Source organism: Halomonas lysinitropha (assembly GCF_902500215.1).
In the GTDB taxonomy this organism is placed as follows: domain Bacteria; phylum Pseudomonadota; class Gammaproteobacteria; order Pseudomonadales; family Halomonadaceae; genus Halomonas; species Halomonas lysinitropha.
The window spans coordinates 76,208-99,724 of record NZ_CABVOU010000038.1; the positions used below are offsets into that span (position 1 = coordinate 76,208).

The 23,517-nt window shown below is 64.6% G+C and carries 19 protein-coding genes and 1 pseudogene; 12 read left to right on the top strand and 8 right to left on the bottom strand.

The genetic code is table 11. The features are described from left to right. Nucleotides 1–17: 17 nt before the first annotated feature. From HALO32_RS11495 to HALO32_RS11505, 3 genes are all read right to left on the bottom strand, one after another. Nucleotides 18–1,706, bottom strand: coding sequence for an ABC transporter ATP-binding protein (locus HALO32_RS11495; RefSeq protein WP_225809964.1), 1,689 nt, complete (start codon nucleotides 1,704–1,706; stop codon nucleotides 18–20). Nucleotides 1,707–2,014: 308 nt separating this feature from the next. Then, nucleotides 2,015–3,796, bottom strand: coding sequence for a peptidoglycan DD-metalloendopeptidase family protein (locus HALO32_RS11500; protein ID WP_151444015.1), 1,782 nt, complete (start codon nucleotides 3,794–3,796; stop codon nucleotides 2,015–2,017). A gap of 224 nt (nucleotides 3,797–4,020) precedes the next feature. Then, nucleotides 4,021–4,869 carry a pirin family protein gene (locus HALO32_RS11505; protein WP_151444016.1) on the bottom strand — a complete coding sequence of 283 codons (849 nt, stop codon included), beginning with the start codon at nucleotides 4,867–4,869 and terminating at the stop codon, nucleotides 4,021–4,023. 100 nt (nucleotides 4,870–4,969) lie between these two features. On the opposite strand from HALO32_RS11505, the gene HALO32_RS11510 reads away from it, so the two are divergent. Together HALO32_RS11510 and HALO32_RS11515 are read left to right on the top strand one after the other, a co-directional pair. Further along, on the top strand, nucleotides 4,970–5,884 hold the full coding sequence (locus HALO32_RS11510; protein ID WP_151444017.1) for a LysR family transcriptional regulator: 915 nt from the start codon (nucleotides 4,970–4,972) through the stop codon (nucleotides 5,882–5,884). Between the two features lie 98 nt (nucleotides 5,885–5,982). Continuing rightward, the gene (locus HALO32_RS11515; RefSeq protein ID WP_151444018.1) at nucleotides 5,983–7,014 is read left to right on the top strand and encodes a glutathione S-transferase family protein; all 1,032 of its coding nucleotides are present in this window, start codon (nucleotides 5,983–5,985) and stop codon (nucleotides 7,012–7,014) included. Nucleotides 7,015–7,208: 194 nt separating this feature from the next. Here the strand turns inward: HALO32_RS11515 and HALO32_RS11520 are convergent, their stop codons facing one another. Next, a complete protein-coding gene (locus HALO32_RS11520) occupies nucleotides 7,209–7,664 on the bottom strand; it encodes a YaiI/YqxD family protein (RefSeq protein WP_151444019.1) in 456 nt (151 codons plus the stop codon). Between the two features lie 424 nt (nucleotides 7,665–8,088). Between HALO32_RS11520 and HALO32_RS11530 the strand changes: the two genes are divergently transcribed. After that, the gene (locus HALO32_RS11530) at nucleotides 8,089–9,795 is read left to right on the top strand and encodes a DEAD/DEAH box helicase (protein WP_151444021.1); all 1,707 of its coding nucleotides are present in this window, start codon (nucleotides 8,089–8,091) and stop codon (nucleotides 9,793–9,795) included. 141 nt (nucleotides 9,796–9,936) lie between these two features. Here HALO32_RS11530 and argE read toward each other — a convergent pair whose 3' ends face one another. From argE to HALO32_RS11545, 3 genes are all read right to left on the bottom strand, one after another. Next, the gene (gene argE, locus HALO32_RS11535) at nucleotides 9,937–11,082 is read right to left on the bottom strand and encodes an acetylornithine deacetylase (RefSeq protein ID WP_151444022.1); all 1,146 of its coding nucleotides are present in this window, start codon (nucleotides 11,080–11,082) and stop codon (nucleotides 9,937–9,939) included. A gap of 149 nt (nucleotides 11,083–11,231) precedes the next feature. Next, nucleotides 11,232–12,143 (bottom strand): homocysteine S-methyltransferase family protein, encoded by a 912-nt coding sequence (locus HALO32_RS11540; protein WP_151444023.1) that lies wholly within the window; start codon nucleotides 12,141–12,143, stop codon nucleotides 11,232–11,234. Nucleotides 12,144–12,335: 192 nt separating this feature from the next. Then, on the bottom strand, nucleotides 12,336–13,214 hold the full coding sequence (locus tag HALO32_RS11545) for a LysR substrate-binding domain-containing protein (protein WP_151444024.1): 879 nt from the start codon (nucleotides 13,212–13,214) through the stop codon (nucleotides 12,336–12,338). A 144-nt stretch (nucleotides 13,215–13,358) separates the two neighbouring features. On the opposite strand from HALO32_RS11545, the gene HALO32_RS11550 reads away from it, so the two are divergent. The 9 genes from HALO32_RS11550 to HALO32_RS11590 all read left to right on the top strand — a co-directional run bounded on the left by HALO32_RS11550 (nucleotide 13,359) and on the right by HALO32_RS11590 (nucleotide 23,188). After that, nucleotides 13,359–14,528 carry a TauD/TfdA family dioxygenase gene (locus HALO32_RS11550; RefSeq protein ID WP_151444025.1) on the top strand — a complete coding sequence of 390 codons (1,170 nt, stop codon included), beginning with the start codon at nucleotides 13,359–13,361 and terminating at the stop codon, nucleotides 14,526–14,528. A gap of 128 nt (nucleotides 14,529–14,656) precedes the next feature. Continuing rightward, nucleotides 14,657–15,607, top strand: coding sequence for an ABC transporter substrate-binding protein (locus HALO32_RS11555; protein WP_151444026.1), 951 nt, complete (start codon nucleotides 14,657–14,659; stop codon nucleotides 15,605–15,607). A gap of 195 nt (nucleotides 15,608–15,802) precedes the next feature. Further along, complete coding sequence (locus HALO32_RS11560) at nucleotides 15,803–16,183, top strand: hypothetical protein (RefSeq protein WP_151444027.1); 381 nt, start codon at nucleotides 15,803–15,805, stop codon at nucleotides 16,181–16,183. Continuing rightward, nucleotides 16,183–17,490, top strand: coding sequence for a carboxypeptidase-like regulatory domain-containing protein (locus HALO32_RS11565; protein WP_151444028.1), 1,308 nt, complete (start codon nucleotides 16,183–16,185; stop codon nucleotides 17,488–17,490). Before HALO32_RS11560 ends, HALO32_RS11565 begins: the two co-directional genes overlap by 1 nt. Before the next feature lie 88 nt (nucleotides 17,491–17,578). Further along, nucleotides 17,579–18,943: a CHAD domain-containing protein gene (locus HALO32_RS11570; RefSeq protein ID WP_151444029.1), complete on the top strand. Its 1,365-nt coding sequence runs from the start codon at nucleotides 17,579–17,581 to the stop codon at nucleotides 18,941–18,943. A gap of 86 nt (nucleotides 18,944–19,029) precedes the next feature. After that, on the top strand, nucleotides 19,030–19,704 hold the full coding sequence (locus tag HALO32_RS11575; RefSeq protein ID WP_151444030.1) for an SDR family oxidoreductase: 675 nt from the start codon (nucleotides 19,030–19,032) through the stop codon (nucleotides 19,702–19,704). Between the two features lie 420 nt (nucleotides 19,705–20,124). Further along, complete coding sequence (locus tag HALO32_RS11580; protein WP_225809960.1) at nucleotides 20,125–20,304, top strand: hypothetical protein; 180 nt, start codon at nucleotides 20,125–20,127, stop codon at nucleotides 20,302–20,304. After that, nucleotides 20,301–22,025 carry an SWIM zinc finger family protein gene (locus HALO32_RS11585; RefSeq protein ID WP_151444031.1) on the top strand — a complete coding sequence of 575 codons (1,725 nt, stop codon included), beginning with the start codon at nucleotides 20,301–20,303 and terminating at the stop codon, nucleotides 22,023–22,025. Before HALO32_RS11580 ends, HALO32_RS11585 begins: the two co-directional genes overlap by 4 nt. Nucleotides 22,026–22,300: 275 nt before the next feature. Continuing rightward, nucleotides 22,301–23,188 (top strand): nuclease-related domain-containing protein, encoded by an 888-nt coding sequence (locus HALO32_RS11590; RefSeq protein WP_151444032.1) that lies wholly within the window; start codon nucleotides 22,301–22,303, stop codon nucleotides 23,186–23,188. A gap of 1 nt (nucleotide 23,189) precedes the next feature. Here HALO32_RS11590 and HALO32_RS11595 read toward each other — a convergent pair. Beyond that, nucleotides 23,190–23,393, bottom strand: a pseudogene (locus HALO32_RS11595) (transposase domain-containing protein); the annotation flags it as partial. Between the last annotated feature and the right edge of the window lie 124 nt (nucleotides 23,394–23,517).

Here is a 23,517-nt window from a genome sequence, read left to right on the forward strand (position 1 = left end):
TGGCGCCGTTGCCAGACTCAGCGGTAGCCCCTGGCCTGCAGGCGAAACAGCCGTGCATAGCGGCCGTTGGCGGCCATCAGGCTCTCATGGTCACCCTGCTCGAGGATCTCGCCGCCGTCGATTACCAGGATCCAGTCGGCAGCACGCACCGTCGAGAAGCGGTGCGAGATGAGGATGGTCATGCGATCGCGGCTGTGTTCGCGGAAGTCGGCATAGACGGCCGCCTCGGCGGCGGCATCCATGGCTGCCGTGGGCTCGTCGAGCACCAGGATATCGGCGCCTTCGCGCATATAGGCGCGCGACAGGGCAATCTTCTGCCACTGGCCGCCGGAGAGCTCCTGGCCACCCTTGAACCAGCGCCCCAGCTGGGTGTGGTAGCCGCCGGGCATCTCGGCGATGAATTCTTCGGCCAGGCCGCGACGGGCCGCCTCCTGCCAGCGCGATTCATCGGTAAAAGCCGCGACGTCTCCAGCGCCGAGGTTCTCGCCGACCTTCATCTGGTAGCGTACGAAGTCTTGGAAGATGACCCCGATGCGTCGCCGCAGCGCCTGGACGTCCCAGTCGCGCAGATCACTGCCGTCGAGCAGGATGCGCCCCTCGCTGGGCTCGTAGAGCCGGGTCAGCAGCTTGATCAGCGTGGTCTTGCCCGAGCCGTTAGCCCCCACCAGGGCGAGACTTCCCCCCGGGCGCAAGTGCAGCGTGATGCCGGACAGGGCCGGGGATTCGGCGCCGGGATAGGTGAAGCCCACGCCTTCGAAGCGGATGCCGTCGGCGGGACGCGCTCCCCTGGTCAGGGTGCCGCATTCGGCGGGCACTGGCTGCTCCAGGTACTCGTAGAGATTCGAAAGGTAGAGGTTGTCCTCGTACATGCCGCCGATGGCCGTGAGGCTTGCCGAGAGAGCAGCCTGGCCTTGCTTGAAGACCATCAGATACATGGTCATCTCGCCTAGGGTCAGCCTCCCGGTGACCGTCTCTGCCACCACCCAGGCGTAGGCAGCGTAAAAGGCCAGGGTGCCCAGCAGGCCGAGCAGGAAGCCCCAGGTCTCGCGCCTTAGCGTCAGGCGGCGATCCTCTGAGTAGAGGGTCTCGAAGATGGCCCGGTAGCGATCCAGCAGCAACGGCTCCAGGCCGAACAGCTTGACCTCCTTGATGCTGTCCTCTCGGGCCAGCACCGTCTCCAGGTACATCTGCATGCGGGTCTGGGGTGAGCGCCAGCGGAACAGCCGGAAGGCATCGCCGGAGAACTTGGCCTCGGAAATGAATACCGGCAGGGCACCGATCACCAGCACCAGTAGCGCCCATGGCGAGAACTGCACCAGCAGCACGCCGAAACTCGCGAGTGAAATGGCATTCTGAGCCAGACTAAAGGTCTTGTTGACCAGGCCCAGCGGTCGAACAGAGGCCTCGCGGCGGGCCCGGGTCAGCTTGTCGTAGAACTCGGAGTCCTCGAATTGCTCGAGCGAGAGGGTGCCGGCCTTCTCGAGGATCATCACGTTGACCTTCTGACCGAGCAGGGCGCGCAGCAGCGACTGCTGGGCCGAAAGCCCGCGCTGGGCCAGGGCGATGGTGGCGATCACTCCTGCCTCGGCCAGCACGTAGCGCAGCACGCCCCACCAGTCGACCTCTCCGGTGGCTTCGTGGTGTTCCATGGCGGCGACCACGGAATCGACGATCAACTGACCGATCCAGGCTGCTACCGCGGGCATTACCCCGGCGACCAGAGTGCAGAGCGCAAGGCCCAGAGTGAGAGGGCGGGACGTCTGCCAGACCAGTGCCAGGGCACGGTGGCTATAGCGAAAGACACCCAGGAAGCTGGCCAGGCGGCTTTCGGGCGGCTCGGCCGGCCGAGGGTGGGCATGGGGTGAGGACACGCCGGGTCTCCGATCCGTGGGGGCGCCAGTTTACCCCGGGGCGGCCGCTCCCGCAGTAGCTGAACATGGCCGGATCGGCTCCCCCTTCAACGACCGTGCCCCGCTGGAGAGCGGGGCACGGTGCAGAGTGAGGCGCGGCGGGATCAGCCTTCGTCGTCGATTGCCTCGACCTCGCCGGTGCTGGCCACCACGGTACCGGTCGCGCCGCTCTGCAGGGCGGCCAGCACAGGCGCTGACTGGCGCTTGAAGGCCACCAGCTGTTCGCCCTGGAGGCTCTGGTTTTCGGGCAGGGCCACCTTCATGGCATTCACCTGGCTGTTGTTGACCAGTACCTCGTAGTGCAGGTGAGGGCCGGTACTGCGTCCGGTGTTGCCGGATAGCGCAATGCGCTCGCCCATGGCGACGCGCTGGCCCTTGCTGACCAAAGGCTTGGAAAGATGCAGATAGCGGGTCTTGTAGCCGTTGTCGTGGCGAATCACCACGTAGCGACCTGCCGCCGGATGGTTGCCAACCTTCTCCACGCGGCCATTGGCAGGCGTCTGTACGGCGGTACCGATCGGCATGGCGAAATCGGTGCCCTTGTGGGGACTGATGCGGCCGGTAACCGGGTGCTTGCGGCGCGGGTTGTAGTGCGAGCTCAGCCGGTAGCGTCCCTCGAAGGGGTAGCGGTTGAAGGCCGGATCGAGGCTTTCGCCGTCAGGGGTGTAGAAGCGGTTGTCATCCGAGTTGCGCACCAGAGTGAGGTCCATACGCTCACCATCGTATTCCACCGCCAGTACCCGCGGGTCGAGGCTTTGACCGTCGATGATGTCGGATTCCACCAGCACCTGAAAACGATCGCCACGACGGGTGTCGCGGCGGAAGTCGAGTTTCTTTTCCAGGACCCGGGAGAGTTCCGAGATCTCGGCATTGGTCAGGCCGGTGGCCCTGGCCGAGCGTGCGAAGCTGCCACTGATACTGCCGGCGAAGAGGCGCTGGGTCGCCTCGCCGGCGCGTTCGATGGTGGCGACCTCGAAACCCCCTTCCTGGCGCTCGATCAGATAACCGTCGCGGACGTTCTTCATCAGGCGCAGGGCGAGCAGTTGTCCCTTCTCGTCGAGCTGGTACTCGAAGCGATTGCCCTGTCGCCAGTGGGTCAGGGTCCTGGGTTCTGGCAGGTGCTTCAGCAGCGTCATCACCTCGCGGTACCCCATGCCGAGGTGGTTCTGCGCCATGATGGCGAAGGTATCGCCCGCCTTGACCTCGTAGGTTTGCCACTCTGGCACGTAGGGTTCGCTGGCGGCGATCTCTTGCTCCAGCTGTATCGGTCCCTCGTCGAACAGCGCGAGCTCGTCCTCGGAAACATCCTGGTAGGAGGTAGCATCGGCCACCAGGCCGCCATCGTGATCCAGCATGCCGCTACCGATGGTCCCGATGACCACGGCCATGTGCAGGGCGCCATCATCGAGGCTGATTGCGCCATCGGTCAGGACGTCGGCAGAGCCTTCGGGGTTGAACCCCGGGACGTTACCCGCCAATGCTTCAGGATGGCTTTCGGAAATATCGCGGCGCTGTACCGGCAGGGCGAGCGTCTCGGGAATTGCCGGCTCGGCTTTGCTGGCCTTGGCCGAAGTGACGAGATCGATATCGACGATTTCCGAGGCGGTGAGCTCGGACAGCGGGACATGGCCACGCGTGGCATCGAGGGCCTGGCTGGCCATCTCGATGGCATCGGCCACCGGCGTGCGCTCCGTGCGTAGCGAAGGCAGACCGGGAGTGGCATCGGCTTCGAGGGGAATAAGGACGGTGTCGAGCGTCTGACGATCACGCTGAACATCTTCGAGGGTGGTGACGATTTTCTGTGCGCCCAGCACGGTGACCATGGTGGCAACGGGTAACAGCAATAACTTGTGAGTGCGGGGCAGCGAATGAAGGATTCGCATCATGGGTAACAGGCCGTAACAGATGAAAAGGAAATTAAAATAATGACTTCAGAACCATACCCCATGACATAGGGGATGCCTAGTCTGTACGGACATACAGAAATACCCCGCACCGATCTTTTCGTCTGCGCAAGACGAGGTCGGTGCAGGTATGCGAACACTGTTTATTAAGTTTCCATTGGACACTCTGGGGCGGGGAGTTTCAACCCTGTCCCGAAATCGTCGCCTCAATCGGTGAGAGTGCCATCGCGGTAGTCGCGCAGTGCCTGCTCCAGCTCGGCGTGCGCGTTCATGACGAAGGGGCCGTAGTGGGCGATCGGTTCACCATGGGGTTCGCCGGCCAGCAACAGGGCCTGGGCACCCTCCTGGCTGGCCAACGCGAGCCACTCGCCGCTGCCTAGCCGGGCGAGCTGTCCTGGTGACACCGAGGTTCCGGAGATATCGAGACTGCCCGCAAAGACATACACCAGCAAGGTCGTGGTCGGGGTGGCTAGTGCAAGCTCGCCGCCTGCCGCCAGCCGGGCATGGGCCACCGCGCCATGGCCGGCCAGGGCATCAAGGGGCCCCGCTACGCTATCGCCGGCGGTGTTCTGCCAGTGTCCTCCCAGGGCGATGAGGATGGCGTCTCGGCCGGGCAGCTGTGGCATTTCCGCGGCGCGTACGTCTCGGTAGGTGGCCGGGCTCAGCTTTTCACGGGCCGCCAGATTCAACCACAGCTGGAAGGCATGGAGCCCCTGCTGGTCGGTCAGCGGCATCTCGGAGTGGATGATGCCGCGGCCGGTATGCATCCATTGCGCATCCCCGGCCTGAATGGTGCTTGAGTGGCCCATGTGATCCTCGTGGGTGAGGCCGCCGTGGATCACATAGGTCAGTGTCTGGATGCCGCGGTGAGGATGGGGAGGAAAGCCGCCAATGTAATCGTCTGGCCGATCGGATCCCAGCTCATCGAGCATCAGAAAGGGATCGAGGCCACCGCCGAAATCGTGGATGCGCCTGATATTGACGCCGTCTCCATCCTGGCTTGGTTGGCTGGCCATCAGATGGTCGACCTGTCGAGTGATTGGGGTGGGGGTCATCAGGGTGTCTCCAATCTGTCAGAGGTATGACTGGCATTTTAGGCCGGATTTTTCGAAGATTAAGCGCAATGTTTCGCTCTCTGGATTCGAGGAATTCGAAATGTCCCGTGTCACTCTGGCCCAATGGCAGATGCTGGCGGCTGTGGTCGACCATGGCGGCTTCGCCCGTGCCGCCGAGGCGATCCACAAGAGCCCCTCGACCCTGAATCACGCCGTACACAAGCTCGAGGAGCAGCTCGGGGTGGCGGTGATGGAGCCGGTGGGCCGGCAGGTGCGTCTTACCGAGGCCGGCGAGCTACTGTTGCGCCGGGCACGGCAGCTACTCGAGAATGCCGCCTCGCTGGAGGATGTGGCCGGGCGCCTGGCCGAGGGGCTCGAGGCGGAGGTGGTGCTGGCCGTCGACCAGATCTTTCCTCCCGATGCCCTGGCCCGGGCCTTGGAAGCCTTCTCGGCGGCCTATCCCCATGTGCGTGTGCAGCTCCACGAGACGGTGCTCAACGGCGGTATCGAGATGCTCTATGACGGGAGTGCCGACCTGGTGGTCTCAGGTATCTCGGCCCAGGGCTTCCTGGGCGAGCCGCTGGTCACGGTGCACTTCCTTGCCGTGGCTCACCCCGGACATCCGCTGCACTGCCTGGGGCGCCCGCTCGACCTGCGTGACCTGGAACAGCACCGCCAGCTGGTGGTTCGCGACTCCGCCCTGCACCAGTCCATGGATGCCGGCTGGCTCAAGGCCGAGCAGCGCTGGACAATGAGCCACCTGCAGACGTCCATCGACATGCTCGAGCGAGGCCTCGGCTTTGCCTGGATTCCCGAGACCCGCCTGCGCCAGGCCCTGGCCGAGGGGCGCCTCGAGCCGCTGCCGCTGGCCGCCGGTGCTAGCCGCGAGTATCCGGTGCAGTTGATCCATCGCGACCGGGATCGGGCGGGACCGGCGACTCATGCCCTGGCCAAGGCCCTCAAGGCGGCGGCGAGTACCTGCCCACGGGGAGAATCATTCGAGGCTATCGAATGATGGAGCGCAAAACCTGCGCTTGAGCGTCGATGTTTTCGCCTTATGCTGGGGGTATTCCCGTTAACGAGCAGTCGCTCACCGGCATAAAGGAGACATCCATGGGACTTCTGATCGATGGCATCTGGCACGACCAGTGGTACGACACCGACAAGCACGGCGGCGAATTCGTGCGCGAATCCGCCAAGCTGCGGGACTGGATCACGCCGAATGGCCACCCGGGGCCCGACGGCCAGCCGGGCTTGCCCGCCGAGGAGAATCGCTACCACCTCTATGTATCACTGGCCTGTCCCTGGGCACATCGCATTCTCATCATGCGCCGGCTCAAGGGGCTCAAGGGGCTCAAGGGGCTCAAGGGGCTCGAGTCGGTCATCGGTGTCTCCCATGTCAGCCCGCTGATGCTCGACAAGGGCTGGACCTATCGCCAGGACGAGGGCTCTAGCGGTGACCCGATCAACGGTGTGGATTTTCACCATCAGCTCTATACCCTGACCGATCCTCACTACACGGGGCGCGTTACCGTGCCGGCGCTCTGGGACAAGCGCTCGGCGCGTATCGTCAACAACGAGTCAGCGGACCAGCTGAGGATGTTGAATGACGCCTTCGATGACCTGACCGGCAATCGCCTGGATTTCTATCCCGCCGATCTGCGCGAGATCATCGATACGGTCAATGCCGACGTCTACGACCACATCAATAACGGCGTCTACAAGGCCGGTTTTGCTACTGAGCAGTCGGTCTACGAGAAACATGTGGTGGCGCTGTTCGAGGCGCTCGATCGCATGGAGGCGCGCCTGGCGGAGAACCGCTATCTGGCCGGCGAGTGGTTCACCGAGGCTGATATCCGGCTTTTCACCACCCTGATCCGCTTCGATGCCGTCTACCACGGCCACTTCAAGTGCAACCTGAGGCGTATCGAGGACTACCCCAACCTCGCGAACTATGTCCGGGAGCTCTATCAGTGGCCGGGCATCGCGGAGACGGTGGACTTCAACCACATCAAGCGCCACTACTACGCAAGCCACGACACCATCAATCCGACCGGCATCGTGCCCTACGGCCCGCTGCTCGAACTGGACCGGCCCCATGACCGCGAGCGTCTGCCGGGTAAGGGGATCCGGGAAAAGGGGTAAGATCCCACGAAAGCTGGCCCGTGGCTCCGAATCCTTGTGGGAGCGCTGCTTGCAGCGCGATTTGCCGCGAAGCGGCAGCCTCAGGGGCGTGTACCCATCGCTTTGCGAGCAAAGCTCCTACGACAACCTGTCCAGTGGCTCCGAATCCTTGTGGGAGCGCTGCTTGCAGCGCGATCTGCCGCGAAGCGGCAGCCTCAACGGCTGGGATTCTTCGCCAGCCACCTATCCAGCGCATTGGCGAATTCCCGGCGGTCGGCATCGGAGTAGCCGCTGGGGCCGCCGGTATGCTCACCGCTGGCGCGCAGTGTTTCCATGAAGTCCCGCATCTGCACCCGAGCGCGGATATTGTTCTTATCCAGCGCCTCGCCGCGGGTGGTCATCACCCTGGCGCCGCGCTCGATGGCCTCCAGGGCCAGCGGCAGATCCGAGGTGATCAAAAGATCGCCCGGCTGGATGCGCTCGACGATCTCATTGTCGGCGGCATCGAAGCCCTGGCTCACCGCCAGGCCCTTGACCCAGGGCGAGGGCGGCAGTGGCACCGCGTGGTTGGCCACGAACCAGGTCGGTGTGGCGGTACGTTCGGCGGCGCGCACGATGATATCGCGCGCCACCCTGGGGCAGGCATCGGCATCGACCCACAGATTCGGCATGCAACACTCCCGACGGGGTAGGGGCCTCGAAAAAGGCTGGTCAGTGACAGTCGACGATGGTAGCATGCGCGTTCCTCGCATGTGTTGACCCCACCATCATGACGACGCCACGCTGCCTCTGGCAGGTGAGCGCCGAAACGCCGGGCTCAGTGACGCAAGTACTGGCCCACACGCGTTCGAATTGTGTAGATGGAGCGCCACCAAGATCACGCCACCCGGGCGAGATCGGCGCAAACGGTCGCCACAGCGGTTCATGGGCCATCCCTGATGGCGTGAACCGAATGCCAGGTGCGACCGGCGTCCCCGACTCCGATTTGCTCATCTGACGATCCGTTGGACGGAACGCAGATGCCTGAGCGTGTTGCACGCGTCAGGGACGCCACTGAATTTCTGCCGACTCCGTCGGCTTACCAAGGTGTGATTAATGACCTCGACTTCTGTCGCCTCGCCGAGCTTCGGCGATCTGGCCCTGCTGCCTGACGTTCTCTCTGCTGTAGAATCCCAGGGCTATGAGATCCCGTCACCGATCCAGGCGCAGACCATCCCTGCGCTGCTGGAAGGCCGTGACATGCTGGGCCAGGCCCAGACCGGTACCGGCAAGACCGCTGCCTTCGCCCTGCCGCTGCTGTCCCGTCTCGACCTGACCCGCCGCGAGCCCCAGGTGCTGGTGCTGGCGCCGACCCGCGAGTTGGCCCAGCAGGTGGCCGTCTCCTTCAGCAAGTATGGCCAGAACCTCAAGGGCCTGGAGGTCGCCACCCTGTGCGGCGGCCAGGAATACCGCGAGCAGCTCTCCGCGCTGCGTCGTGGCGCCCATGTGGTAGTGGGCACCCCGGGCCGTGTCATCGATCATCTGGATCGCGGCAGCCTCAAGCTTGACGGCCTCTCTGCCCTGGTGCTCGACGAAGCCGACGAGATGCTGCGCATGGGCTTTATCGACGACGTCAAGCGCGTCGTGGCCGATACCCCGAAGAACGCCCAGCGGGTCTTCTTCTCCGCCACCCTGCCGACCGAGATCGAGCGTATCGTCAATCGCTACCTGGTCGATCCGGTCAAGGTGGCCATCGCGTCCCAGGTGGGTACCGCCGCCAGCATCGAACAGCGCATGGTGCGGGTCGACGGCGGTGCCAAGCAGGAGGCGCTGGCGCGCATTCTTGAGGTCGAGCCGGTTGACGGCGCCATCGTCTTCGTGCGGACACGGGCCGCCTGCACCACCCTGATGGAGCAGCTTTCCGCCCGCGGCATGAATGTCGCCAGCCTCTCCGGCGATCTGGACCAGAGCCTGCGCGAGCGCACCATCACGCGTCTCAAGCGTGGCAAGGTCGATATCCTGATCGCTACTGACGTGGCGGCACGCGGTCTCGATGTGTCGCGCCTGACCCACATCATCAACTACGACCTGCCCCAGGACGCCGAGGCCTACACCCACCGCATCGGCCGTACCGGCCGTGCCGGGCGTACCGGTATCGCGATCACCTTCGTCGGCTTCCGCGAGGGCCGCAAGGTGGGCTGGCTCGAGCAGGCCACCGGTCAGAAGATGACCGAGATGGCGGTGCCCGACGAGGCCGCCATTCGCGCCCACCGCGACGAGATGTTCCATCAGCGCGTGGTCGCTGCCCTGACGGCCGGGGCCGATGAGCAGCGCGCTCTGGTCGAGCGGATGGTCGAGGAGGGTCACGACCCCATCGAGCTGGCCTGTGCCTTCGCGCGCATGGCGCGTGCCGATGAGGCGCCCATCGGTCGTGTGCAGGCTCCGCGTGCCGAGCGCAACAACGACCGCAACGCGCGTGACGCCAAGCCGACGAAGCGTCGCGACAGCGCGCCCCGCGAGGGCATGACCCGCTATCGCGTTGCCGTGGGTCACCAGGATGGCGTCAAGCCCGGCCAGCTGGTTGGCGCACTCGCCAACGAGGGTGGCATCGAGGGGAACCGTATCGGCCGGATCGACATCCGCACCGCCTTCTCGGTGGTCGAGCTGCCGAGTTCGCTGCCGGAAAGCATCCTGACCAAGATGGCCCGCGCCCGCGTTGCCGGCCGTCCGCTGGAGATCAGCGAGGACAAGGGTGCCCCCGAGCGTGCCCCGCGTCGTCGCCAGGACGGTGACGCGCCGATTCCCCGTCGCACCATCGCCTGATCCCGGCTGAGCGAGAGCCCGGCCGCGCAACACCAAGGCCCCCGCACTCCATCATGGTGCGGGGGCCTTTTGTCTTCAGCGTCGCATCCGGTCTCCGTCTCGCTTCAGGCGACGGATGGCAGAGATCGGGCACTATTTTCGTTACAGCCGCTTGCCCAGTGCCGCCATGAACGCCGCGCCCGCCTCGAGCTGTTCGATGTCGATATACTCGTCGGGCTGGTGGGCCTGGCCGATGCTCCCCGGGCCGCAGATCACCGTGGGCAGTCCCTCGCGCTGGAACTGGCCGGCCTCGGTGGCATAGGCCACCGCCCCGGCGGGGCGCTCGTCGAGCAGGTCGCGGCACAGTTCGAGCACCTCGGCATTGTTGTCGTCGGCCAGTGCCGGCACCGTGGTGTTGAGCGCCTCGGTGACAATGGCGGCGTCCGGCGCGCGCTTTCGCATCTCGGCTTCCAGCTCGGCCGCGGTATCGTTCACCCGCGCGAGCAGCTCCTCGAAGCGATCCGAGGGCAGGTGGCGGATCTCCCACTCGAAGCTGCACTCCCGGGCCATGATGTTGATGGCCGTGCCGCCCTGGATCTTGCCGACGTGCAGGCTCGAGTGCACCACATTGAAGGCCTCGTCCACGCGCCCCTCGGCCTTGAGTTCGGCCATCACGTCCTCGATCCGCGTTACCAGACGGGCCGCCACATGGATCGCCGAGACCCCCTGGCTGACCTGACTGGAGTGGGCGGCGCGGCCGGTCACGGTGGTACACAGGTTGGTCGCCCCCTTGTGGGCTACCACCGGGTGCATCATGGTCGGTTCCCCGACGATCACCGCCGCGGGGCGAGGGTGGTCGGCCAGCAGCCGCTCGATCATTCGCGGGGCGCCGATGCAGCCCACCTCCTCGTCGTAGGAGAAGGCCAGCCAGAGGGGCGTCGCCAGCGCCTGATCCACCCAGCGGGGGACCTCTGCCAGGGCACAGGCGATGAAGCCCTTCATGTCGCAGGTGCCGCGGCCATAGAGCCGGCCATCGCCCTTGTCGACCAGGGTGAAGGGATCGGTGGACCAGGGCTGGCCATCCACCGGCACCACGTCGGTATGGCCGGAGAGCACCACGCCACCGGCCACGGCGGGGCCGATGCGCGCCAGCAGGTTGGCCTTGCGGCCGTCGTCGCTCTCCACCCGCCAGTGCGCCACGCCGTGGTCGTCGAGCCAGCCCTCGACCCATTCGATCAAGGCCAGGTTGGAATCCCGCGAGACGGTGGCGAAGCCCACCAGGCGGTCGAGTATCTCGGCGGCGGTCATGATCAGGCTCCCGGGTAGAAGTGTTGGCCAAGCCTAACACGCCTGATCGTGCCGGCTTCCCTTCTTGCGGATAGCGGAGTGCATCGAGCTTGCCCTCGACAATGCCACTGCGCACGGCGCTTTCTCCTGCTCGACCGACCCGAAGGCCGTCAAGAAGCGACCAGCCGGTATCCCTCGGCGGTCAAGCGTTCGGCCAGGGCCGCAATATGGGCGGGGCCCACCTCGCAGCAGCCACCGACGAGCGTTGCCCCCTGCTCGATCCAGCCCAGCGCATGCTCGGCGTAAGCAGCGGGTCCCAGATCGGTGCGCGACTCAAGCGAATCGACCGTGCCACCCGGCTTGAGGGGCGCCACGGAAGTAAAGCCGTTGGCGTATCCGCCGAATGGCACGCCGAGTCCGGCAAGCTCGCCCATGGCGGTCGTGATGGCCTCTGGCACCGAACAGTTGACCAGCACACGCTCGGCGCCGGCGGCCACCACTTCCCGGGCCGAGGCGGCCAGCCCTTCACCGGAGCGCAGCCGCGTACCATCGCCGTCATCCACCGTGAACGACACCCATACCGGGCGTTGACTCTCCACCGCGGCGTAGGTGGCGGCGCGCGCCTCGCGGGCCAGCGACATGGTTTCGCACAGGAACAGATCGACCCCGTCTGCCTGGAGTTCCACCATGCGGCGGTAGTCAAAGAGGCAGGTGGCATCATCCGGCACGCTGTCAGGGTGATAGCTCGCGACCAACGGGGGAAGGCAGCCCGCAATACGCACGTCCTGTCCGCTCTCCTCACGTGCCTGATGGGCGGCGCTCAGCGCAGCGGCATGTAGCGGCTCGAACAAGCCGGGCTCGCCATCCCGCGCCAGGCGCAGCGGTGTCGCGCTGTAGGTGTTGAGGGTAATGACGCGGGCACCGGCCTCGATGAAATCGCGGTGGGCGGCGGTGACAAGTTCGGGCTCGTCCAGCATGACCTGCGCGGACCACAGCGGTGTTACCGGTTGGCTGCTGCGTTTCCTGAGCTCTTGGCCCATCCCGCCGTCAAGCAGCACGATGTCACGGTTTTCAGTGCTCATCAGATGACTATCCTTTGTTGAGTTGCCAGCGTGACCTTGTCAGCTGTGGGGTTGCGGGTAAGGGTATCCCTGCTCAGCGGTGTTCGCCCGGTTAGGTACGACACGACACGCCAGTGGACGGTCGAGATTAGCAAGCAGAAGAAGGACTACGCGGCCTCCCACCCCGGCGGGTTGTCCGCCCACTGAGTTCATTCAATCCGAGTCGGCGTCAACCTCCCGGCACAGCCAAGACCATAGCAGTGACGCTTCATCCTGGCGCTGGCTACGTTCCGGGCGCACCAGCCAGAATTTCTCGTCGGTGGGCACGGACAGGTCGAACGGCATGACGAGGTCATCACGATCCTCGAACAGGCGACGGTGGACCAGCGCCACGCCACCGCCCTGGCTAGCCAGGGCCAGAGTGATGGCCTGGTTGTCGCAGGTCAGTGCCGGACACTGCTCTTCGATGCCCGTCACCCCAGCCTGCTCCAGCCAGCTTGACCAGCCCACGGCAAAGCCTGCCGCATGCAGCAGGGTCAGCCCCGCAAGATCGGCGGGCACCTCAAGTCCGCGTGCCACCGCAGGGGCACACACCGGTAACAGGCTTTCTTCCCCCAGCGACAGCGCCTCCATGCCCGACCAACCAGCATGTCCGTAGCGGATCTCGATATCTGCCCCCTCGGGACCGAACTCATCGGACCAGATGGCGCTGACCAGGCGCACGGCAATCGCCGGATGGGCGCGATGGAAGGCCAGCAACCGTGAAGCCAACCAGTGCAGCTGGATGACCGGCGTGGTGCGCAGCGTGACCGAGCGTGTCGGAGTGCTGCCGAAGACCTCGCGCGTGCCCTCACCAATACGCGCGAAACCGTCAAGGATACTGGGCAGCCATGCCTGGCCCGCTGGCGTCAGCGTGAGACTGCGCGGGTGACGCACGAAGAGCTTCTGCCCCAGGCGGTCCTCGAGCAGCCGGATGCGCTGACTGATCGCCGCCTGGGTCACTCCCAGCTCGCGACCGGCAGCGGTGAAGCTCAAAGTGCGGGCAGCCGCCTCGAAGGCCTGCAGCCAGAGCAAGGGAGGCAAGGCGCTCAAGGAAAGTTACTCATGGAAAAGCTCGCTATAAGCTGTGCTTGGGCATAGGGGTCAGATTAATCGTTTGTCAGTCGCAGGACCAATCATCACCCTTGGGGCACTCGATCACGATAAACCACGACTCGACACCCGAGGAGGTCCCGCATGAATGTTGTTACTCCCCACGCCGCCGAATGCGTGGACATGCGCGAACTCGCCCCCTATGCCGAGGCCCCCGGGCTGAAGGACGGCCGCACCGACGACGCCGGCATGACACTGACCTGGGTGAATGGCGAGTCAGGGCGTTTTCCCTGGCTGTGGCTGCGCGACCACTGCCCCTGCAACGCCTGTCGCCATGCCCTGACCCGCGAACGCCTCTACCTGCCGCTGGAAGATGTAGCTTGCCCAGACAGGGCCCGCGTCGAGAGTGGCAACCTGTATGTCACTTGGAAGGATGGGCACGAAAGCCTCTTCGACGGTGGCTGGCTGCACCAGCGCCGCCCCGGAGTCGAGCCTGGGCCAACGCTACCCCACCCCTGCCCTTGGCCAGAAGGCTTCACTCCCAGACGGGTGGATCATGCTGCCTTCACCGGCAGTGTTGAAGGCGAAAGGGCCTGGCTGGAAGCTCTACTGCGCGACGGCGTTGTGCTGCTTGAGAATGGCCCGCTGGCCGACGAGGAGGTCAGCCGCCTGGCCACGCGCATCGGTCCGCTGCGAGCCACCAATTTCGGCGCTCGCTTCGATGTCCAGTCCAAGCCCAACCCCAACAACGCCGCCTATACCGCTATCGGCCTGGCCCTGCATAGCGACCTGCCCAACTGGCGCCAGCCGCCGGATATCCAATTGCTCTACTGCCTCGAGAACGACGCCGAAGGCGGCGAGTCGCAGTTTGCCGACGGCTACCAAGTCGCAGAGGTTCTGCGCCAGGAAGACCCCGAGGCCTTTCGCCTGCTTAGTGAGACGCCCATCGACTTCCGCTTCCAGGACGAGGAGCAGGATATTGCTGTGCGCGCACCGATCCTCACCTGCAACGCCGAAGGCCGGGTCGTGGAGGTGCGCTTCAACAACTGGATCCGCGACACCCTGCGACTCCCCGCGGAGACCATCGATGCCTGGTACCGCGCCTACCGCCGTTTCTGGCAGTTGCTGCACGACCCGCGTCACCAGATCGCATTCTCCCTGGTCCCCGGCGAGATGGTTGCCTTCGACAACCGCCGGGTACTGCACGGCCGTGGTGCCTTCGACCCGAACACCGGACGGCGCCATCTGCAGGGCACCTATCTCGACCGCGATATGCTCGAGTCACGCCTGCGGGTGCTGGCGCGTGCCGCCTGAGCCAATCACCAGGCATCCGTTCATCAGACCCAGAGAGCCTCACCGACGCGGTTCGTCGGCTCTCTGACTCAACGTATAGAGAGCTTTCGCAACACTATCCAATGACCTTCACAACACAAGGAATCATCATGAGCGTATCTCTGAATCGCGCACTCCTGACTCGCACCTCACTGGCACTGCCCCTCGCGCTGGGGTTTGCCGGCACCACCCAGGCCGATGACGCCACACTGCATTTCGGCGTTCCATCCTGGCCGGGCATCACGGTCAAAACCGAGATCGCAGAGCAGCTGCTCGAGCCCTTGGGTTACGACACCAGCAGTCAGGAACTCGGCCTTCAGGTGATCTACCAAGGGCTGGAAAGCGGCGATATCGACGTCTTCCTTGGTGGCTGGATGCCCGCACAGCGCGACATGTTCGTTCCGCGTGAGGAAAGCGGCGCCATTGTTAACGTGGGCAATAACGTCGATGGCGCCCAGATGACGCTGGCCGTGCCCGAGTATATCTACGACCAGGGCATCCAGAGCTTCGCCGACCTCGACGAGAACCGTGAGCTATTCGATGGCCAGATTCACGGCTTCGGCGCTGGTTCGGCGGCCAGCGAGATTCTCAACGCCGCTATCGACGATGACGTCTGGGGCCTGGGTGACTGGAGCCTGGTGGATACCAGCACGGTGGGCATGCTCAGTGCGGCTCAGGTCGCCATTTCCCGTGAAGAACCTATTGTCTGGGTTGGCTGGACCCCGCACTGGATGAACCTGGAACTGCCGATGCGTTATCTCGACGATCCCAAGGACTTGTTCGGTGAAAACAATGGTGAAAGTGATGTGCTGACTCTGATCCGTGGTGGCTATGCTCAGGCCAACCCCAATCTGGTGACCTTCTTCGAGCAGTTCACCTTCAGCGCCGAAGAGCAGAGCTGGATGATCCGTGAATTCGGTCAGGAAGAGCGCGATGCCAGAGAAGTGGCGAACGACTGGATCAACGAGAACGCTGAACGCGTCGAGACGATGCTCAGCGATGTCACCCACCGCGACGGCGAGGCGGCTTGGCCGATCATCGAAGCCGGCCTGAACCCCTAAAGTTCAATACCTCGGCACATCAATCTCCACGACGCGACGAGGCCGGTTACAAATGAGGGTGACCACCAGGCGGGTGGCTTCTGCTGCCACTTCTCCTGCACCAGGTGACGCAACATCCGGCCAGTAAAGAGCAGGCACCTTCCGCCACGTCCTTGGCCTCGCTAAGCTGATCGCAGTGGAGGTTGGGAGGAAGTCATGCTGCACCTGCCGTTGCTTGCAGTTCTGATTCTGCCGGTGTCCATGGCCACGGCCGATGAGGCCGGAGTGGTCTTCGCCATAGGCGGCGAGCAATACGTCCTGACCCCGGCCTGCGCCCAGCGGGTCGATTACGCTGTCGCCGAGGATGACCTCGTGCATATTCGCTTCGATATGATCGACACCGCCGTCTGTTTTGAGGCCTTCCATGGCCTGCTCGCTTCTCATCTTGGCGAGCGCCTTGCCGTTACCTTCCGCGGCGAGCCCCTGCTGGAGGCGGAACTTCGCACCCTGCTGGGCCCCGAGCACATCGTATTGGTCTCGCGGCGCCCGGAGGTCACCCGGCAGGCGGCGGAATTTCTGCGCGGTAAGGGCCCCTGATGGCCCGCGCGGGGCGTTTCCGCTGCCTTGCCATCGGGCTGGTCACGACTCTGGCCACGCTGGCGCTACTGGCATGGCTGGCGCTGTGGTGGCTGTCGCCGGCACCGGTTTCGGGCCGACTAGTCGAATACCACGCTGATGCGCCTGTGCCCGGTGCCGTGATCACCGTGAGCCGTCATGGCTGGGGCCGCAGCGAGCATCATGGCGAATTGATCTGGGACAAGCGCTATCTGGCCACCGCGACCACCGACGCCGAGGGGCGATTTCGCGTGCCCATGCCCGGGCCGGTATGGCTGGTAGGTAGCGGCTCAGGCCGGTTGAAAGCCGAGGCCGAGGGATTTCACACCCTGGACGTGAGCCATGTGCCGCCGGGAGCGGAGCTGACCCTGCAGACGGTGGTCGACCGCGACGAGCACCTTCCCGGCGGCACCGCCTATCTGGGCTGGGATGAAGAGGGCGAGCCGTTCGGCTGGTCCTTCATCGACGACGCTCCGACCCGTGACCTGTCGCTTGTCGACCTCTATCCCCTCGCGCTGAAACGCGATCCTCTCAGAGTCACCCTGGCGGTGCCCGATGGGGGAGGGCTTCACTTCGTATCGGCGGAGGAGCAGGGGATTGCCCACGAATCCTGGGGCTATCTGCTGCGCTACCTGGATGCCTCGCCCGAGCCGCCCATGGCATTACGGCTGACGCTGGATGGCACCCCCGGCACGCTCTTCCTGCGAACTCCGCAGGATCGATACGCCAAGCTGGCCTGGGAGCCTGGGGTGGTAATGGCCATGACCGGCTCGGTCCCGGGACTGGACGCCACCAGCGAACGGCTGTTCTCGCTGCGCTTTGTCTATCGTCCCACCCCGGGGCGGCAGTTGCCGTATCAGCCGCCGCTGTTTCCAGTCGAGCCCGTGCGCGCCGCGCTGCAGGCGGAGCTTCCCGAGGGGGGTGAGCCGTATGCCGGGCCGCGCACCTACCGGCTGGTGGTAACGGATGCGCAGGGCAGGGAACTGGAGCGGCAAGGTGTCGAGCTCACCCCGAATGTTCCTGTGGACTTGCCAAGCTGTGCCGATGACGCTCCGCTGGTGTGGCGCTTCGAATCGGTGCGCATGGACTACGAGCAGGAGCGCCTGCCGCGCCTGCAATTGACGATGGCTGGCGAGACCTTCGTGCACCACTCGGGCCCCAGGCTGGTCGGCCCGCGTGACCCTACCGTCTTCGAGGTGATGGCCTTCGATACCGAATACCAGCGCCATGATCTCGAGGTCAGGTTGCGGGAGCTGAACAACGAGACAGGATCGACCGGTTGCGGATAGCAATCGCTGAACAGGCGAGTGCCACTGAGGAGAAGCTGGCCGAGTTGTCCTAAGCTTGGCACCACACATCGTGGTTGGGAGTGAATCCATGCGGCATCTCTTCGTGATGCGCCACGCCAAGGCGAAAAAGGGCGACGGCGACGTGAATGACCATCAGCGTCCGTTGCGCAAGCGGGGCAGGCGCCAGGCGGCCGCCATGGCCAGGGTGCTGCAGCAATGGCAGGCGCTGGAGGGCCAGATCCTCGTCAGCGATGCGGCGCGCACACGGGAGACGCTCGACGAGATCGCCGGGCAGCTGCAGGAAACCTCCCTGGTCGAGCGGGCCCGCTTCGATGAGGCCCTCTACCACTTCGATGGCCAGGCACTGTTGGCGTGGCTGAAGGCCTTGCCCAACGAGGCCGACAGGGTGCTGGTGATCGGCCACAATCCGGCCCTGCTCGAGCTGGTTCACTGGCTCTGCGGGGAGGTACCTCAAGCGCTGCCCATCGGCAGCCTGCTGCATGTCACCCTGCCCGATACGCCCTGGTCGGCACTGGAGCAGCACTCTGCCGAGCTGGCAGCGAGACTGAATCCGGACGAGGCCAGCCATGCGCTCTTCAAGCGCAAGGCACCTGTGAAGCCTTCCTTGCGCAAGGTCGGTCTGGCCAAGCGCATTCGGGGGCTGCTGGAGTATCAGTACCGGATGGTCAGGGCCCTGGAGCCGGGGGTGACGGCTGGCGTCGATCCTGAGTTCCTGCACCAGTATCGCGTCAATCTGCGTCGCAGCCGAGCGATCGGCGAATCCGTGCTGGCCACCACCAAGGTGCCTGGCCTCAAGAAGAGGCTGAAACGGCTCAAGCGCCGCGCCCGTGCCACCAGCGAACTGCGTGACCTGGACGTGTTTCTGGAGAGCCTGACGGAGACCCCACCGCCGCTTTCGCCACGCTCCCTCCAGGCCCTGGAGCGCTGGCTGCAGGCCCGCCACCAGGAGCAGCATGAGGCGCTGTGCCAGCAGCTAAGCACCCCCGACTATGACGAGGACATGCAGGACTGGCACGGCTTTATCATCTCCAAGGGCTTTCACAAGGCCTTGCAAAAGCTCTCGTCGAAGCGCATCGAGGCGGTACTGGCCGAGCGCATCGCTGGCCATGACCGGGATCTCGCATCGCTCTCCATCGACAGCACCGACGAGGCCTTTCATGAGCTGCGCAAGAGCGTGAAGCGCATTCGCTACCTGGCCGAACTGGAGCCGCAGCGACAGAAACGCTTCCTTGAAGGTTTGAAACACCGCCAGCGATTGCTCGGCGACTTGCAGGACCTCTGCACCCGCCAGGCCTGGATCGATGTCTTCAGCACAAACTCGCGCAACGCCCCCAGGCGAAAGCAGGAGTGCGATGCCTGGCGAGAAGCCCTCGAGGAGCAGAAGCGGGCATTGCGCGAGCAGGTTATCTCATTGGCGCCATTGGGCACCTGACCATGCCGCCTGTGGCATCGGGTTGAACTGCGGCACACGGCCCCCACGTTCCTCGGGTATCACCTTTTTTCGATCCTGGAGTTCAAATGACATCCACCGTACTGATCACCGGCGCCAACCGCGGCGTCGGCCTGGCTCTGGCCCGCCACTACCATGCCGCCGGCTGGGCGGTCATCGGCGTCTGCCGTTCCGGCAGCGAGGAGGTCGCTGAGCTCCGTGAGGTTGCCGATACACTGATCGAGGGTATCGACGTGACCCGCGCCGAAGACGTCGCACGCCTGCAACGGGAAGTCGCGGGGCGCCGCCTGGACTTGTTGATCAACAATGCCGGCAAGCTAAGGGACGAGAGCCTGGGCGAGATCGATTTCGACTCCATACGGGAACAGATGGAGATCAACGCCTACGCGCCGTTGCGGGTTACCGAGGCGCTGCTGGGTAATCTGGGTGAGGGGGGCAAGGTCGCCAATATCACCAGCCGCATGGGCTCCATCGCCGACAACGACTCCGGTGGGCGCTATGGCTACCGCGCCTCCAAGGCGGCCCTCAACGCCTTCGGCAAGTCGCTGGCGGTGGATCTCGAGCCCCGCGGCATCGCCGTGGCGCAGATCCACCCCGGCTACGTGCAGACGCGCATGGTCAACTTCGGTGGCCTGATCAGCGCACAGGAAGCCGCCGACGGCATCGCCCAGCGCATCGACGAGCTGACCTTGCCTACCAGCGGTGGTTTCTGGCACAGCAACGGCGAGGAACTGCCCTGGTGAGGCGCTGCCTGTGAGCGTCTAGCCCCAGCGCAAGTGCCTGGATATCGTCCTCGACCACCACCTCCACAAAGTGCTCGAAGCCCTCAACGACGCGCTTTGGGAAGTGAGCTGATGGGCAACAATCATGATTCGCAGCTCTCAACCGGATAGCCATACCTGTGGGAGCGCTGCTTGCAGCGCGATTGGCGCCGAAGGCGCCCGGACATGTCCATGCTATCGACATATCCGCGGGACGTGTCGAAAAAACGGCGTTCTTTAAACATGTCTTGGCCACATGTCGATGACGTAGACACCTTGGTCGGCAAGCAGTGCGGCGAAGTTAAAATAACGCCGCGCCTTATTTTACTTTCGCACGTAATTTAAAATAAGGCGTGACGCAATTTTACCCAGGCTCGCTTTCGAGCGGTGAGGTAGAGCCCCATGGAACGCGGACTCACAGGCCATTACGAAGGCAGCATCGCCGGCGGCGTGCGCTGTCAGGCGTTCATCCCCGACCCGCTGCCGCCCCGGCCGCCACTGGTGCTGGACGGGAAACTGCAGGGCCGCATCAACCAGGCGATGCTGGCGCTGGGGCGCCTGAAGGCAGTGACAGCGTCATGATGCAGCAGGATGAAATGGAGCTCCTCTCCGATCGGCAACTGGCCATGCTCGCCGGCGAGGCTGCCTTCGGCCGCGGATTGGAGTACTACCGTGAAGGGATGGTGGTCGGCTGGAACCGGAAGGGCGCCACCATCACCGCCGACGTGGAGGGCAGCGAGCGCTATCGCGTGGTGCTGAAGCTGAGCAAGCGGGGCCTGGAGGGCGGCTGCGATTGCCCGGCCTCAGAGGGCATCGACTTCTGCAAGCACTGCGTGGCGACCGCCCTGGCATACCGTGCGGACCAGGCCGAGCAGACGCGCCTGACGGAGGGCGATGCCTCGGACCGGATTCGCGCCTATCTGCAGCAGATGGACAAGGCCTCTCTCGTCGAGGCGCTCGAGACCCTCATCGACAGCGACCCGGTGCTGCGCCAGCAGTGGTCGCTGCGGGCCGACGCGGTGCTCGGCGTGCTGGACCACAAGGCGCTGAAAAAGCGCATCACCGCGGCGTTCCCCGTCAACCGGGACCTCTTCCGCTACGGCCAGGTGAGTGCCTACTTTGCCAGGGCGGAGGCCGTCGTCGAACAGCTCGCCGAGCAGGCGCCGCAGCTTCCGGCGGAGCAGTGCCTGAAGCTGGTGGATTATGCGCTCTCACGCCTGGGCCGGGCGCTGGAGACTATCGACGACTCCGGCGGCTTTCGCTTTCATTGCGAGGCGACGCTGCAGACGCTGCACGTCCAGACCGTGACGCGGCTCGACTGGTCGCCCGACAGGTTGGCGGCGTATCTCTACGAGAAGGCATTCGGTAACGAGGACCTCTACCCGGAGATTCCCGGGGCCTATGCCCAGGCGCTGGGCGAGGCGGGCATGGCGGCCTATCATGCCCGCCTGCAGCAGGCCTGGGACGCCTTGCCGGCGCTGCCGGCTGGGGCGGGGTGGTCGGAGCAGTATCCTTACATTCGCCTGCGACGCCCCTTGTTCGAGCGTGCCGAGGCCGCCGGCGACCTGCCGGCGATGCTGGCGCTCTTCGAGAAGACCGCCAGCAAGGAGCGCGACTGTCTGGATGCCGCCGAGCTGTGCATCGAGCATGGGGCCTGGGACGAGCTGGAGACCTGGCTGGCGCGAGCGAAGCGGGCGATGTCCGACCAGCATCCCCTCCAGCAGGTCGAACGGCAGCGCCTCGAGGTACGCCTGCTGCTGCATCGCGGTGACGCGGAAGCGGCGGCGGCACTGCAATGGGACATCTACCAGCAGACGCAGCATCTGGAGGACTATCGCCGGCTGGTGGCGATGGCAGACGAGCATGGCCTGGCCGTCGATTATCGTCAGCGTGCTCGTGACTGGCTGGTGGCCCGGCTCGACAAGGCATCCTCACCCTTTGCTTTCGCTCCCCGTGCGGAAAACAGCCTGCTGGAAATCGAGCTGTTCGAGGGGCGTCTGGCCGAGGCCCAGGCGCTCTGCGCCGAGCGGGCCGTGGCCCCCGAGTTGCTGCACCATCTGGCGAAGGCGCTGAAGGAGCCCGACGAGAGCCAGCCGCTGTACCTCCGCCTGGTACGCCATGAGGTGCAACAGACCAACAACCCGGCTTACCGTAATGGCATCGCCCTGCTGCAGGAGCTCAAGGGCTCGTTGGTCACGCCGGCCCAGCAAGCCGCATTCGAGCAGGTGCTGACCCAGCTGCGCACGGAGTTCAAGCAGAAGCGCAACTTCATCAAGTGGCTGAACGAGGCATTCCCGACCTGACTGTTGGCCGGTAGAGGCAGCAGGCGTTCTGGGAGCCCATTCACTCGCGAGCGCTTCGCTTATCCGCTGAGCAAGACGCGCCCGACTCGCGTCGTTGCCCAGTGGTTCCTCGCTATTGTGGCAGCGCGATAGGCGCCGCAGGCGCCCCAACATCCCCCCTGCGACCTTTGCATGGCTGGCCCTCAGGCTGCGTTGGTGTCAGGCTGATTGGTAACGAAACGTTGCACAGCGTCAGCGATGGCCCGCCAACCGGGCCGATATGCAGGGAATAGCCCATGATCCTTAAGGAAAAGGATGTCTCCCCAAACGGGGTTGGCCGCGACGGCGACGAGCGCGCCTTCTACGGCCACAAGCAGGAACAGGACGTCGCCTTCCAGCTGCGCCGCGAGTTCGGCGAGCATCAGCAGATCCACGTCATCAACGACCTGCGCCTCGAACACCGTGGCGAAAGAGCCCAGATCGATCATCTGATCCTCCATCCCTACGGCTTCATCGTCATCGAGTCCAAGAGCATTGTCGGTGAGGTCACGGTCAATGCCGCCGGCGAGTGGTCGCGCAGTTACCAGGGCAACTGGATGGGCATGCCGTCGCCGATTCGCCAGGGTGAGTTACAGAAGCAACTCTTGCACCATTTGATCAGGGATAACGTCGAGAAAATGCTTGGCAAGGTGCTAGGCATACAGACCAAGGTAGGCGGGCGCGATTGGCAGGTGCTTTGTGCCATTTCCAGCACCGCCATCCTGCACCGTGACAAGATGCCCAAGGATGTTGCCGATAGGGTGGTCAAGACTGAGTTTTTGGCCAATAAGATTCGAGAGGTGGTGGGCAATATCTTCACGGAGTACCTAAAAGCCAAACCCAAGTTTTCGAAACAAGAGCTCACCGATGTCGCCAGCTTCCTGCTCGAGCATACCGCCCAAGTGAGCACCGCCTCGGCCAGTAGTGCTAGCGCACTCGCAACGCCAGAACCGGGCTCCCACGTTGACGAGCCTGCACCTCACTTTTCGGCTTCGCCGGCGCCGGATATTGCTTCGTTTAAGACCGAGCCCACCGCACAGCGCCAAAGCCCGCTGGCCTGCAAGCAGTGCGGCGAAGCCAACAGCCTCACCGGCATGTACGGCCAGTACGTAAGCGCTCCACGAACCCCACCTGTTGCGGCCTGAGTTAGACCGGTAGAGTGTCTTTCCAGCGCCAGGGCAGCAGCGTGCCGAGGTCGTCATCCTCGCCGAGTGTCGGCAGTGTCTCGAACACGAACTGCAGGTACTCGTAGGGCGAGAGGCCGTTGACCTTGGCCGTCTCGATCAGGCTGTAGATCGCCGCACTGGCCTGCGCACCGCTCGGTGTTTGGCTGAAGAGCCAGTTCTTGCGGTTATGCGCAGCTGCGCATAACCGCAATTATGCCCAGTTCCGGATTATGCGCAGTGGCCTGCATAGCCCCGGCCACGATCCAGCGCCAACGCCCTCGAGTGCCGGCAGCCGGATCGTGGTTTTC